This window comes from Micromonospora reichwaldensis (genome assembly GCF_031845925.1).
Lineage (GTDB): Bacteria > Actinomycetota > Actinomycetes > Mycobacteriales > Micromonosporaceae > Micromonospora > Micromonospora reichwaldensis.
On the sequence record NZ_JAVRFL010000027.1, the window covers coordinates 82,809 to 96,547 of the forward strand.

The 13,739-nt window shown below is 71.7% G+C and carries 10 protein-coding genes; 4 read left to right on the forward strand and 6 right to left on the reverse strand.

What is annotated here, in order from left to right; all coding sequences use genetic code 11:
• Positions 1–144 precede the first annotated feature (144 nt).
• A complete protein-coding gene (locus RM555_RS21755) occupies positions 145–1,416 on the forward strand; it encodes an MFS transporter (protein WP_311413469.1) in 1,272 nt (423 codons plus the stop codon).
• A 412-nt stretch (positions 1,417–1,828) separates the two neighbouring features.
• Complete coding sequence (locus tag RM555_RS21760) at positions 1,829–2,146, forward strand: TraR/DksA family transcriptional regulator (protein WP_151452426.1); 318 nt, start codon at positions 1,829–1,831, stop codon at positions 2,144–2,146.
• 46 nt (positions 2,147–2,192) lie between these two features.
• On the opposite strand, the gene RM555_RS21765 is transcribed toward RM555_RS21760, so the two are convergent.
• The 4 genes from RM555_RS21765 to nrdR all read right to left on the reverse strand — a co-directional run bounded on the left by RM555_RS21765 (position 2,193) and on the right by nrdR (position 7,295).
• A complete protein-coding gene (locus tag RM555_RS21765) occupies positions 2,193–3,128 on the reverse strand; it encodes a DUF2332 domain-containing protein (RefSeq protein WP_311413470.1) in 936 nt (311 codons plus the stop codon).
• 77 nt (positions 3,129–3,205) lie between these two features.
• Positions 3,206–3,727 carry an AAA family ATPase gene (locus RM555_RS21770; RefSeq protein ID WP_311413471.1) on the reverse strand — a complete coding sequence of 174 codons (522 nt, stop codon included), beginning with the start codon at positions 3,725–3,727 and terminating at the stop codon, positions 3,206–3,208.
• Between the two features lie 117 nt (positions 3,728–3,844).
• Positions 3,845–6,727 carry a vitamin B12-dependent ribonucleotide reductase gene (locus RM555_RS21775; RefSeq protein ID WP_311413472.1) on the reverse strand — a complete coding sequence of 961 codons (2,883 nt, stop codon included), beginning with the start codon at positions 6,725–6,727 and terminating at the stop codon, positions 3,845–3,847.
• Between the two features lie 67 nt (positions 6,728–6,794).
• The gene (nrdR, locus tag RM555_RS21780; protein ID WP_132232964.1) at positions 6,795–7,295 is read right to left on the reverse strand and encodes a transcriptional regulator NrdR; all 501 of its coding nucleotides are present in this window, start codon (positions 7,293–7,295) and stop codon (positions 6,795–6,797) included.
• 605 nt (positions 7,296–7,900) lie between these two features.
• On the opposite strand from nrdR, the gene lexA reads away from it, so the two are divergent.
• Positions 7,901–8,683 carry a transcriptional repressor LexA gene (gene lexA / locus RM555_RS21785; RefSeq protein WP_132232962.1) on the forward strand — a complete coding sequence of 261 codons (783 nt, stop codon included), beginning with the start codon at positions 7,901–7,903 and terminating at the stop codon, positions 8,681–8,683.
• Positions 8,684–8,814: 131 nt separating this feature from the next.
• On the opposite strand, the gene RM555_RS21790 is transcribed toward lexA, so the two are convergent.
• The gene (locus RM555_RS21790) at positions 8,815–10,563 is read right to left on the reverse strand and encodes a hypothetical protein (RefSeq protein ID WP_311413473.1); all 1,749 of its coding nucleotides are present in this window, start codon (positions 10,561–10,563) and stop codon (positions 8,815–8,817) included.
• 51 nt (positions 10,564–10,614) lie between these two features.
• Positions 10,615–12,066 carry a GTPase HflX gene (hflX, locus tag RM555_RS21795; RefSeq protein WP_311413474.1) on the reverse strand — a complete coding sequence of 484 codons (1,452 nt, stop codon included), beginning with the start codon at positions 12,064–12,066 and terminating at the stop codon, positions 10,615–10,617.
• A gap of 174 nt (positions 12,067–12,240) precedes the next feature.
• On the opposite strand from hflX, the gene RM555_RS21800 reads away from it, so the two are divergent.
• A complete protein-coding gene (locus RM555_RS21800) occupies positions 12,241–13,707 on the forward strand; it encodes an NAD-dependent malic enzyme (protein WP_311413475.1) in 1,467 nt (488 codons plus the stop codon).
• The last annotated feature ends 32 nt before the right edge of the window (positions 13,708–13,739 follow it).

Sequence of the window (13,739 nt, forward strand, 5' to 3'; positions counted from 1 at the left end):
GGATAACCGGTGGCGTCGATCCGGGCGGGGCCGGCAGGCTGACCGGATGGACCACGGACGGGCCGGGCGCCCGCACGCCGCGTCGGATCCCGCGGGGTCGGCGGCCTCCCCACGGCGGTCACCGAGCCGCACCGGGAATCCGAGGTGACGCAGCAGGCCGCCAGGCCCGTCGCAGGTGCCGCCCCGAAACGGCCCTCGCTGCTGCGCAGCCGCAACTTCGGGCTGCTCCTGGCCGGGCAGACGGTCAGCGAGCTGGGCACCCGGGTGTCCAACGTGGCGGTGCCGCTGCTCGCCGTCGGCACGCTCGACGCCAGCGTCTTCCAGGTCGCGCTGCTGACCGCGCTCGCCTGGCTGCCGTACCTGATCTTCTCCCTGCCGGCCGGGATCCTCGCCGACCGGGTGGACCAGCGGCGGCTGATGGTCGCCTGCGACCTGGGTCGGGCGGCGTTGCTGCTGTCGGTGCCGGTGGTCGCCCTGGCCGACCGGCTCACCCTCGGTTTCCTGTACGCGGTGGTCGGGCTCTCCGGCGTGCTCACCGTCCTGTTCACGGTGGCCTACAAGAGCATGCTGCCGAGGCTGGTGCCGTCGGACCGCCTCGTGGACGCCAACGCGAAGCTCACCGTCGGCCAGGACTCCGCCGAGCTCGTCGGTCCGACGATCGGCGGCGTGCTCGTCGGGCTCGTCGGCGCCGCGAGGACCTTCGTCGTCACCGGCCTCGCCTTCGCCGTGAGCGGGTTGACCCTGCTGCTGATCCGGGAGGCCCCGGGCGAGCCCGCGCCCCGGCGCGACCGGGTGCCGCTGCGGGTGGAGATGACCGAGGGACTGAGCTTCATCCGCCGCCAGCCGATCCTGCGCAGCATCCTCGCCTGCACCACCACCTCGAACTTCTTCGTCATGGCGTCCGGCTCGATCGAGGTGGTCTTCCTGCTCGAGGAGCTGCACGCGCCGCCGGCGCTGGTCGGGCTGGTCTTCTCGGTCAGCGCGGTGGGCGGCCTCGTCGTCGGCGCGTTCGCCGGCCGGTTGACCGCGTGGCTCGGCTCGGCCCGGGTGATCTGGGTGGCGATGGCCGCCCCGGGCCCGCTCTACCTGCTCATGCCCTTGGCGCAGCCCGGTTGGGGCATGCTGCTCTACGGCATCGGCCTGGCCGCGTTCTCCGCCAACGCGGTGCTCTACAACGTGGCCGCCATGACGTACCGGCAGCGGATCACCCCGCCCGCCCTGCTCGGCCGGGTGAACGCGGCGTTCCTCTGGGTCTGCTTCGGCGTGATCCCGTTGGGCGCGCTCACCGGCGGCACGCTCGCCAGCCAGCTCGGGTTGCGGCCGGCGCTGTGGATCTGCGTGCTCGGCACGTGGAGCGCCGCGCTCTTCGTCGTCCTCTCCCCGCTGCGGCGGATGCGGGACATGCCGGCGACCTGACCGGCCGATGCCAGCACCGGCTCCGGGCGGAACCCGACGCCGGCCGATCGGGCCGCACCCCCGCCGGGTAACCCCGGGCACCGGGCCGTCCCCCGTGCGCACGGAAGCACGTTGGCTTTCCGCCCCGGCCGGCCTATGGTGGCTGCATGTGTTCGACCGGTCAGCAGATCAGCACCGCCGTCGTGGTGACGGCGGCGCCCGCTGCTGCCTGCCGGTGTGCCCTGCGGGTGAACGTGGCGACCCGGGTGGTGCGATCCGCGGTCGCACCGTCGTGCGCCGGCTCGGTCGCCTCCCGACTGCCGAGCCCCGCCGGACGTGGCCCTCCGTGGACCGATTGCAACTCTTGCGAACGGCCACCAGGGCGAAGCTATCCGGCTTCGGCCCTTTTTCTTTTTCCCCGAGGAGCTACGTCATGACCACACCCACCCAGTCCAGCGAGCAGAAGTGGCTCGACGACCTGCGTACGACGCTGACCAACGACTTCGAGGCGCAGACCGTCCGGCTGACGCAGCTGACCGCCGACACCGGTGACCCGGGCGAGGCGCACACCCAGAGCGCGCTGATCGCCGCCACCCGGCGGAGCATCGAGCAGGTCAGCGGGGCGCTGCGCCGCCTCGCCGAGGGCCGCTACGGCATCTGCGAGCGCTGCTCCGCCGCGATCCCCCGGGAGCGCCTGGAGGTGCTGCCGCACGCCCGCTTCTGCGTGCCCTGCCAGCAGAAGCAGCAGTGACGCACGCGGGCTGCCGTGCCGGTGCACGGCACGGCAGCCCGGTGGGTCACCCGAACCAGGTGATCGCCTGCCCGTGCGGGCTCGTCCAGGCCAGTGGCCGGCCGTCCAGCGCGAGCACGTTGTACAGGACCTCGTCCGGCGGCTCCGGCAACGCGTCGTGGGGCAGCACGTCCGGGGACTCGTTGGAGATCCAGTGGCCGGGCAGGCGGCGTACCACGTCGGCGAACGTCGCCCGGCGCGGCGCCGGCACCTGGTAGAGCACGGAGGTGTGGAACACCACCAGCGTCGCGCCCGCCGGCGCCCGCGCGGCCAGCGCCGGCAGGTCGTCCACCAGGTCGCCGCGCGCGAGCAGCGGCGGGTCGGACGCGGCGACGGCCGCGGCGGCCCGCAGCCGGGCGCGGCGGTGCGTGTGCTCCGGCCAGATGAGGGCGTCGAGCCAGGCCACGTCCGCCGGCTCGGTCACCCGCAGCGGATTCAGGTCCAGGCCGGCCCGCCACACCACCTCCGGCAGCCGGTCCGGCGGGGCCAGGCCGGTGGCCGCGCAGCCGAGGACCGGTTCGCCCGCGCCGAGCGTGTGGTCGCCGTAGCGGTAGGCGTACCGGTCGGGGTAGAGGCAGAGCCCGGCGGACGCGCCGACCTCCAGCAACGCCAGCGGCTGCGGCAACGCGGCGAGCACGGGCAGCAGTACGGCACACCGCCCGGGCTCGTTCGTCTGGGTCGCGCGGGTGCGCAGTTCCGCCTCGATCGCCGGCCAGTTCGCCAGCACGAAGTCACGGAAAACCGCCGGGTCGTCGACCGGCCCGCCGAGCAGTCGTACGACGCCGAACAGCAGGTTCGGCTGCCGCTTTCCTTGCGGGAGCGCACCGATCAGTGCGAGCACTACTTCGTCCCGGGAGACGGCGAGGGACAGGCGCTCGTACGTCGGGGAAGTGCCGCGCGCCTCCCGGGTGGCGAACTCGACGTAGCTCTCGGCGATCGTCATGCTCCGATGATCGCAGTCGATGCCTCACGACCGAAGCCACCCCCAATGCCGGTGCAACAGCCCAGCGGGGACACAGGTCAGGTGCTCCCCACTGCCACTGCGATGTGTAGGGCGGCCTGTGCGGGGGTGAGGTGCGTGGTGTCGACGACCTCGGCCTCGGCGTGCAACCACGTGCGGGCCACCTCCGCATAGGCATCGAGGTACCTGAGGCGGAATGGTGAAGGGACGGGATGTTCCCCCTCGATGCGCCCGCGGAGTGTGTCGCGGTCGGCGTGGAGGACGAAGTGCCTCACCGGGATGGCATGTTGGGCGAGGCCAGCGCTGATCTCACGCCAGTACTGCTCGACCAGGACAGTCATGGGCACCACCAGAGTGCCGCCGGTGTAGTCGAGGACGCGTCGAGCGGTCTCGACGACCAACTGCCGCCACGGCGGCCAGTGCTGGAAATTGTCCGTTTCGGGCAGCCCCGGCGTGATGTCCATGAGTGTCTCGCCGACCTTCTCGGCGTCGAACACCCGCGAGTCCGGGATCAGTTGCTGCACGAGGGCACTGGTCGTTGTCTTGCCTGCGCCGTGGGTGCCATTGATCCATACGATCATGGGACTCGATGCTAACGCCGTGCCGCCGACGCCCGGGCCTTGTGGCTGGGCCTGCTCGTCGCGGAGCAAGCAAGGTGGGCCGGCGGATGTCCACCGGCCCACCTTGTCACTCGTACGTCAGCTGCAACCGCTGGTGGAGCCGCAGCCCTCGCAGACGTAGCAGCTACCGGCCGGGCGCATCTTCGTACCGCAGGTGAAGCAGAGCGGCGCGTCGGCGGCCTTGCCGATCACGGCCTCCAGCAGTTCGGTGCTCGAACCCACGGACGGCGCCGGCTTGGCGGCGGCCACGTCGGCGGTCTCCTGCGCCGGCTGGGCGATCGGGCCGGTCTTCGGCTCGGTCGGCGCCTCGACCGGGGCGGAGGCGGCCATCGCGGTGAGGTCCGCACCGCTCGCCTCCGCCTCCGCCTCGGCCCGGAGCTGGGCGGCCCGCTCGCTGGCGGTGAAGATGCCCAGTTCCGCGCGGCGCTCGTACGGCAGGAAGTCCAGCGCCAGGCGACGGAAGATGTAGTCCATCACCGAGGCGGCCATCCGCACGTCCGGGTCGTCGGTCATGCCGGCCGGCTCGAAGCGCATGTTGGTGAACTTGCTGACGTACGTCTCCAGCGGGACGCCGTACTGGAGACCGATGGAGATGGCCACCGAGAAGGCGTCCATCACGCCGGCCAGGGTCGAGCCCTGCTTCGACATCTTGAGGAAGACCTCGCCGAGGCCGTCGTCCGGGTAGGACGAGGCGGTGAGGTAGCCCTCGGCGCCGCCGACGGAGAAGCTGACCGTCTGGGACGGACGCTTCTTCGGCAGCCGCTTGCGCACCGGGCGGTACTCGACGACCTTCTCGACGACCTTCTCCACCTCGGCGGCCGGGGCCTGGATGGTCGCGGCGGCCTTGTTGGGCTTGGCGACCGACAGGGGCTGGCCGACCTTGCAGTTGTCACGGTAGATCGCCAGCGCCTTGAGGCCGAGCTTCCAGCCCTCGAAGTAGATCTTCTCGACGTCCTCGACGGTGGCCTGCTCCGGCATGTTGACCGTCTTGGAGATGGCACCGGAGATGAACGGCTGCACGGCCGCCATCATCCGCACGTGGCCCATCGGGGCAATGGACCGCTCGCCCATCGCGCAGTCGAAGACCGGGTAGTGCTCCGGCTTGAGGCCGGGGGCGTCGACCACGTGGCCGTGGTCGGCGATGTGCTCGATGATCGCCTCGACCTGCTCCTCGGGGTAGCCGAGGCTGCGCAGGGCGCGCGGCACGGTCTGGTTGACGATCTGCATCGAGCCGCCGCCGACCAGCTTCTTGAACTTGACCAGCGCCAGGTCCGGCTCCACGCCGGTGGTGTCGCAGTCCATCATCAGGCCGATGGTGCCGGTCGGCGCGAGCACGCTGGCCTGGGAGTTGCGCCAGCCGAACTTGTCACCGATCTTGTTGCCCTGGGTCCACTGCTTCGTCGCCTCGCGGACGATCGCGGTGGCCACCGTGCCCGTGGGCTTGATCTCGTCGTTGGCGGCGGCGTGCTTGCGCATGACCCGCTTGTGCGGCTCGGCGTTGCGGGCGTAGCCGTCGTACGCGCCGACGACGCCGGCCAGCTCCGCCGAGCGGCGGTACGCGGTGCCGGTCATCAGCGAGGTGATCGCCGCGGCGACCGAGCGGCCCTGCTCCGAGTCGTACGGCAGGCCGGAGGCCATCAGCAGGGCGCCCAGGTTGGCGTAGCCGATGCCGAGCTGCCGGTAGGCGCGGGTGGTCTCGCCGATCTTCTCGGTCGGGAAGTCGGCGAAGCAGATCGAGATGTCCATCGCGGTGATGACGAACTCGACGGACCGGACGAACTTCTCCACCTCGAAGCCGCCGTCGGCGCGGAGGAACTTCATCAGGTTGAGCGAGGCCAGGTTGCACGAGGAGTTGTCCAGGTGCAGGTACTCCGAGCACGGGTTCGACGCGGTGATCCGCCCGGTCTCCGGGCAGGTGTGCCAGTCGTTGATGGTGTCGTCGTACTGGAGGCCGGGGTCGGCGCACTCCCAGGCGGCGTGGGAGATGGTGCGGAACAGGTTCTTGGCGTCGATGGTCTCGATGACCGCGCCGTCGAGCCGGCCGCGCAGGTCGAAGCCGCCGCCGTTCTCCACGGCGGTCATGAACTCGTCGGAGACCCGGACGGAGTTGTTGGCGTTCTGGTACTGCACGCTGACGATGTCGGCGCCGCCGAGGTCCATGTCGAACCCGGCGTCGCGCAGCGCGCGGATCTTGTCCTCCTCGCGCGCCTTGGTGACCACGAACTCCTGGATGTCCGGGTGGTCCACGTCGAGGATGACCATCTTCGCCGCGCGCCGGGTGGCGCCGCCGGACTTGATGGTGCCGGCGGAGGCGTCCGCGCCACGCATGAAGCTGACCGGGCCGGAGGCGTTGCCGCCGGAGGAGAGCAGCTCGCGGGAGGAGCGGATCCGGGACAGGTTCACGCCGGAGCCGGAGCCGCCCTTGAAGATCAGCCCCTCCTCCTTGTACCAGTCCAGGATGGAGTCCATCGAGTCGTCGACGGCCAGGATGAAGCAGGCGCTGACCTGCTGCGGCGAGGGCGTGCCGACGTTGAACCAGACGGGCGAGTTGAAGCTGAACACCTGGTGCAGCAGCATCCAGGTCAGCTCGTGGGCGAAGATCTCGGCGTCGGCCGGGCCGGCGAAGTAGCCGTACTCCTCACCCGCCGTGCGGTAGGTGGTGACCACCCGGTCGATCAGCTGCCGCAGCGACCACTCCCGCTCCGGGGTGCCCACGGCGCCCCGGAAGTACTTGGTGGTCACGATGTTCGCCGCGTTGACGCTCCACGTCTCCGGGAACTCGACGCCACGCTGCTCGAAGTTGACCGAGCCGTCCCGCCAGTTGGTCATGACGATGTCGCGGCGCTCCCAGGCGACCTCGTCGTAGGGGTGCACCCCCTCGGTCGTCCAGACCCGCTCGATCTTGAGCCCCGCGCCGGCCTTGTTGCGTGCCCTGCTGGTTGTCACACCGTCCCCCGACATCTCATCCGCCCCCTCGTCCGCACGGCCACCCGCCGCCCGATCCGACTGTCAACAAACTGCGAAGAATTCAACTGGTACGGCCGGCGGCCTCGGCCGCGTCGGCCCCGGCGCCCTCCCGGGCGCGTGCGGCGGCTCGCAGCGTCTCGATCTCGCGCTCGAAGTCGGCGAGCGAGTCGAACGACCGGTAGACGCTGGCGAACCGCATGTAGGCGACCTCGTCCAGGTCCCGTAGCGGGCCCAGGATGGCCAGCCCCACCTCGTGGCTGGGGATCTCGGCGGCCCCCTTGGCCCGGACGGTCTCCTCGACCTTCTGCGCGAGCAGCGCGAGCGAGTCGTCGTCCACGGGCCGGCCCTGGCACGCCTTGCGCACCCCGCCGACGATCTTCGTACGGCTGAACGGCTCGGTCACCCCGCTGCGCTTGACGACCGCGAGGACCGCCTCCTCGACGGTGGTGAACCGCTTGCCGCACTCCGGGCAGGATCGCCGCCGGCGGATCAACTGGCCGTCGTCGGCCTCCCGCGAGTCGACCACCCGGGAGTCGGCGTGCCGGCAGTACGGACACCGCATCGCACCCGACCTCCTTCATCGATCGCGGGTCCGCCGACCGCTCGCCGGGCACGCGTCAGCGCGACGCAGCCATCTGTCGATGGTCTTCGCCGTGTCGACGGTGCCGGAGTGCGGTGGGTAGTCGAACCCAACCTGTAGGCGACTTACGCCCGTGTGACTACTACATCTAGGGGTTGACCGTAGGCCGCTGCGGATCGGAGGTCAAGTTGGCCGGCGTGTCCGGCGCGTCACCTGACTCCCGGGTCGACCGGCACCGCCGCCCGCCGGAGGACCAACCGTCCGACGCCCCCGCGGGTTACCGGTCCGGCCGGTGCGAAACGGCCGACGATCGGACGAAAGTCGAACACCCGTTCGACCCGGCGTACCATTTATCAGAACACGAGTACGAGCGGAGCGGTTTTTCACCCCGACACGCCGAGCAAGGTCGTACAGATGTTTGAAAATGACCGATCTCACCTATACGGTCTTGAACAACCGGGCGCGGAATCCTCCGTCCACCGGTCACCACGCACCACCGCACGCACACCAGCACCACCGCATGCACCAGCATCACCGCACGCACCACGAGCCGCCAAGGCACCCAGCGCCGACCAGGGAGGACGGACGTGACCGAGGATCGGGCCAGCCGGCCGAAGAGCCCGCAGCAGATCACCGAGGCGGGACCGCCGGCCACCCGACGCCGGGGCGCCGCGCGCAGCCGGACCGGGCAGCCCGCCGTGCGCCCGGTCACCCCGGTGGTCAGCGCCTTCCCCGACCCCGCGACGGTGGACCTCACCGCCCGGCAGCGCAGGATCCTGGAGTTCATCCGCACCTGGGTCGAGCGGCACGGCTACCCGCCGAGCGTGCGCGAGATCGGCGAGGCCGTCGGCCTGGTCTCGCCGTCCAGCGTCGCCTACCAGCTCAAGGAGCTGGAGAAGAAGGGCTTCCTGCGCCGCGACCCCAACCGGCCGCGCGCCGTGGACGTCCGGGCGCCCGCCGAGGTCGACGACGAACTGGCCCGCTCGCAGCGTCCCGCCCCGGCCTACGTGCCGATGCTGGGCCGGATCGCGGCCGGTGGACCGATCCTGGCCGAGCAGGCCGTGGAGGACATCTTCCCCCTCCCCCGCGAGCTGGTGGGTGAGGGCGAGGTCTTCATGCTCCAGGTCAAGGGCGACTCGATGCTGGACGCGGCGATCTGCGACGGTGACTGGGTCGTGGTCCGGCAGCAGCCGACCGCCGAGGCCGGCGACATCGTCGCCGCCATGCTCGACGGCGAGGCGACCGTGAAGACCTACCGCCGCCGCGACGGGCACGTCTGGCTCATGCCGCAGAACCCGGCCTTCGACCCGATCCCCGGCGACGACGCCACGATCATGGGCCGGGTCGTCGCGGTGCTGCGCCGCATCTGATCCGCCACCGCGCCGGGTGGCCGCCCTCAGCGGTCACCCGGGCGCCGTGCCGCTCAGCTGCGGGCCCTGAGCGTCCGTTGCCGTCTCCGGCAGGCCCAGTCTCACTAGTCGTCGCTCCGGCAGGCCCAGCCTCAGTAGCGGTCGCCCCGGTAGCGGTCGCCCCGGTAGCCCCGGCCACCACCGGGCACGTGGCCGTAACCGCGACCGTCGTCGGGGCCGTCGTCGCGCCGGCGGACCGGCCGCTGGCCACGGGGATCCGATTCGTCGCCCCGACGCGGCGGCTCCGCCCGGCCACCGCCGTAGACGCCACCGCCCGGCTGCCCGCCGCCACCGTAGACACCGCCACCGGGACGACCGCCGCCCTGGCGACCACCGCTACCACCCTGGCGGCCACCGTCGCCGCCCTGACGGCCACCGCCCTGGCGTCCACCGCCACCCTGGCGGCGGCCACCGAGTGGCGGCCCGCCCAGGCCGGGCGGCGGCCCGTCGACGGGTGGGCGACCGCCGCCGTAGACACCGCCACCGGCAGCCGGACGGGCACCGCCGTAGACGCCGCCACCAGCCGGACGGGCACCGCCGTGCCCCCCGCCGCCGGCCGGCGGACGGCCGCCGGCAGGGCCGCCGTAGACCGCTCCCGCCGGCGCACCGCCGTAGACGCCGCGTCCCCGGTCGCCCGGCGCGACGAAGTCGTCGTCCGCCGGAGCACGCAAGTCGTCGCCGAGGGCGTCGTCGCGGTCCGGACCGTCGTCGCCGCGCACGGGCGCCGGCCTGCGCCGGGCCCGGAGGATGCCGAAGACACCGGCCGCCACCATCAGCGCGCCGATCACCCCCACTGCCGCGATCAGGTACGTGATGTCGCTCAGGCTCAGGCCGTCGACCCACGACTGGCCCGCCTTCTTCGGCGTTTCGCCCTCGCCGGCCACCGGCTTCGCCCCCTCCGTGGAGGGGGTGTAGCCGAGGATGTCGATCGGGGCGTCCTCGTCCATGTGCCCGCCGTCGGAGACCGTGAGAAAGGACTTCCCGTCCGGGGTATAGGCAATCGCCTCACCGAACGGGTCGGCCAGCGGAGTGACCCGGGGCGTGCCGACGGTCACCGCGGCCAGCACGTCACCGTTCGGCACGTCGTACTCGAAGGCGTCGGCGTAGGTGCGCACCACCGCCCGGGAGCCGTCGGGGGAGCGGGCTGCGCCGGTGATCGCGACGCGACCAAAGACGCCCATCCGGGTGTCGGTATCAGTCTTGGGCAGTGCGATCTCGCCGACCTTTTCCATCGCCACCGGGCTGGTGTCGCCACTCTTGAGGGGCCCTACCGGGCGGAAGATCGCCGCCTTCCCCGAGGTCACCTTTGTGATGATCAGCGGCTTCCCGTCGTCACCGATCAGCAGCGCCTCGGCGTCGTGCGGCTTGCCCTCTGGGTAGGAAAGCCGATGCAGCACCGGCCGCTTCGACCCGTCGACCGGCATGCTCCACAGCGCCACCCGCTCGCGACGCTTGCTGTTGGTGACGTTGTCGCCCGTGTCGGCGATCCAGAGCGTGGTGCCGTCCGGGGAGAGCGTCAGGTCCTCCGTGTCGAACGGCCCCTGCCCCGAGTAGCGGACCGGCTCCTTCGAGATGCCGCACTTGGCGTCGAGGAAGAAGACCCGCTTGCGGCTCTCCACCTCGGTGCCGTCGTTGATCACGATGTAGCCGCTCTTGGTGGCCACCAGGCCCGACAGCTCCCGCAGCCGCTCGTCGGTGACCGTGCACCGCTTCTTGCCGGGAGCAGCCGCGAGTGGGGACGCGGCCGAGGCGGGCGCCGCCGCCAGGGCGACTCCGGTACACGCCACGGTCGCCCCCAGCAAGCCGAGGGCGACCGTGACCGAAGAAACAGCGCGGCGCATTGAATCAGTGTCGCATGCCGGGCGTTTCCGACGCGTGACGCCGGGAGGGCGTCACCGGGCGCCCGCGACCGCCTGGTCCTCGTCCGCCCGGAACGGCGCCAACTCGGCGGCGAGCGCCTCACCGACCCGCACGTGCACCAGGGTGCCCTCCGGCAGGTGGGAGATGCTCAGCACCTCGCCCTGACGGTGCACCCGGGCCACCAGGTCGCCTCGGTCGTACGGCAGCACCGCGCGGACCTCCACGGCCGGGCGGGGCAGCCGCGCCTCGACGGCCTCGCGCAGCCCGTCGATCCCGCGACCCGAGTGCGCGGAGACGAAGACCGCCTCCGGCCAGAGCCGCTTGAGCCGCAGCACCGTCTCCTCGTCGGCCGCGTCGGTCTTGTTGACCACCAGCAGCTCGGGCAGCCGGTCGGCGCCCACCTCGGCGAGCACCTCGTGGACCGCCCGGACCTGCTCCTCCGGGTCCGGGTGGGTGCCGTCGACGACGTGCACCACCAGGTCGGCCTCGGCGACCTCCTCCAGGGTCGAACGGAACGCCTCGACGATCTGGTGGGGCAGGTGCCGGACGAACCCGACCGTGTCGGAGAGGGTGTAGAGCCGCCCGTCAGCCGTGGTGGCCTTGCGGGTGGTCGGGTCGAGGGTGGCGAAGAGCGCGTTCTCCACCAGCACGCCCGCGCCGGTGAGCCGGTTGAGCAGGCTCGACTTGCCGGCGTTGGTGTAGCCGGCGATGGCCACGGCCGGCACGGCGTTGCGGGAACGCCGGGCGCGCTTGGTCTGGCGTACCGTCTTCATGCCCTTGATCTCCCGGCGCAGCCGGGAGATGCGGTGGCGGATCCGGCGCCGGTCGGTCTCCAGCTTCGTCTCACCGGGGCCGCGCAGACCCACGCCGCCGCCGGCGCCGCCGCCGCGACCGCTACCACCGGTCTGCCGCGAGAGGGTCTCACCCCAACCGCGCAGGCGCGGCAGCAGGTATTCGAGCTGGGCCAGCTCGACCTGCGCCTTGCCCTCCTTGCTCTTGGCGTGCTGGGCGAAGATGTCGAGGATCAGCGCGGTGCGGTCGACCACCTTGACCTTGGTGCGCTGCTCCAGGTTGCGCAGCTGGGACGGCGACAGCTCACCGTCGCAGATCACCGTGTCGGCGCCGGTGGAGAGCACCACCGAGCCGAGGTCGTCGACCTTGCCCCGGCCGACGTAGGTGGCGGGGTCGGGGCGGTTGCGCCGCTGGATCAGCCCCTCGAGCACCTGCGAGCCGGCGGTCTCCGCCAGCGCGGCCAGTTCGGTGAGGGAGTTCTCGGCGTCGCTCTGCGAGCCCTCGGTCCAGACGCCGACGAGCACCACGCGCTCCAGGCGCAGCTGGCGGTATTCGACCTCGGTGATGTCTGCGAGCTCGGTGGAGAGGCCGGGGACCCGCCGCAGCGCCTGCCGCTCCGACAGCTCGAACTCACCGGTGGTGGCGTCGAGCTCGTCGTCCTCGTAGGGAAGAAGGGTCTCCTGGTTGTGCAAGCCGGTCTCCTGTCCGTTCTGTCACGTACCGAGCAATCCTGACATGTGCCAACGCGGAACGCACCCGCTATATGCCCGCTCGAACGGGCCACAAAAGTGGGGGCGGATGCCGGAGGGGCCCGCCGGGGCGAGTAGAAATGCGGGGCAGCCGTTCAGCGTCGACGGAGGGACCCCGTGGCCATCACCCGACTTCCAAGTGCCGGATTCTCGATCACGATTCGCATCGCCGTGCCGGCGGACGCGTCCTCGATCGGCCGGCTGACCACCTCCGTGGGTGAGGCCGGGGCGATCGTCACCGCGCTCGACGTGGTGGACTCCGACCCGACCCACGTGCTCGTCGACCTGACCTGCGACACCGCCGACGCCAGCCACGCCGACCAGGTGGTCGACGCGTTGACGGCGCTGGACGGCGTGGACGTGCGCAAGGTGTCCGACCGGACCTTCCTGCTGCACCTCGGCGGCAAGATCGAGGTCAGCTCGAAGGTGGCGCTGCGCAACCGCGACGAGCTGTCCCGGGCGTACACCCCGGGGGTGGCGCGGGTCTGCATGGCGATCGCGGAGAACCCGGCCGACGCCCGCCGGCTGACCATCAAGCGCAACACCGTGGCCGTGGTCAGCGACGGCTCCGCCGTGCTGGGCCTGGGCAATCTCGGGCCGGCGGCGTCGCTGCCCGTGATGGAGGGCAAGGCCGCGCTGTTCAAGCGCTTCGGCGGGGTGGACGCCTGGCCGGTGGTGCTCGACACCCAGGACACCGACGAGATCGTGCAGATCGTCAAGGCGATCGCCCCGGCGTACGGCGGGATCAACCTGGAGGACATCGCCGCGCCGCGCTGCTTCGAGATCGAGGCGCGGCTGCGCGAGGCGCTGGACATCCCGGTCTTCCACGACGACCAGCACGGCACCGCGATCTGCGTGCTGGCCGCGCTGACCAACGCGCTGCGCGTCGTGGGCAAGCAGCTCGCGGACGTCCGGGTCGTGGTCTCCGGCGCGGGCGCGGCCGGCACCGCGATCATGAAGCTGCTGCTGCGCCAGGGCGTCGGCGACATCATCGCGTACGACCGGCAGGGCGCCTTGCACCGCGGCCAGACGGGGCTCAACCCGGCCTGGCAGTGGCTGGCCGAGAACACCAACAAGGAGAACTACTCCGGCGACCTGGCCGGGGCGGTACGCGGCGCGGACGTCTTCATCGGGGTGAGCGCGCCGAACCTGCTCACCGGCGACGACATCGCCACGATGGCCAAGGACTCGATCGTCTTCGCGCTGGCCAACCCGGACCCGGAGGTCGACCCGCGGGAGGCGCGCAAGCACGCCGCCGTGGTCGCCACCGGCCGCTCCGACCAGCCGAACCAGATCAACAACGTGCTTGCCTTCCCGGGTGTCTTCCGGGGCATGCTGGACGCGCACGCCGAGGAGTTCACCGAGGAGATGGCGATCGCGGCGGCCCGGGCCATCGCGGACGTGGTCGGCGAGGACAAGATCAACCCCACGGTGATCGTGCCCAGCGTCTTCGACGCCCGGGTCTCCCCGGCGGTCGCCGCGGCGGTCCGCGCCGCCGCCCAGAACCCGACCCCGGCTCCCGCCGCCGACCCGGGCCCGGCCGACCTCCCCGAGATCGCCGCCGAAGCCAGCGCCACCCCCTGACCCCCCTCACCTACCCTGCCCCACCCCGCCCC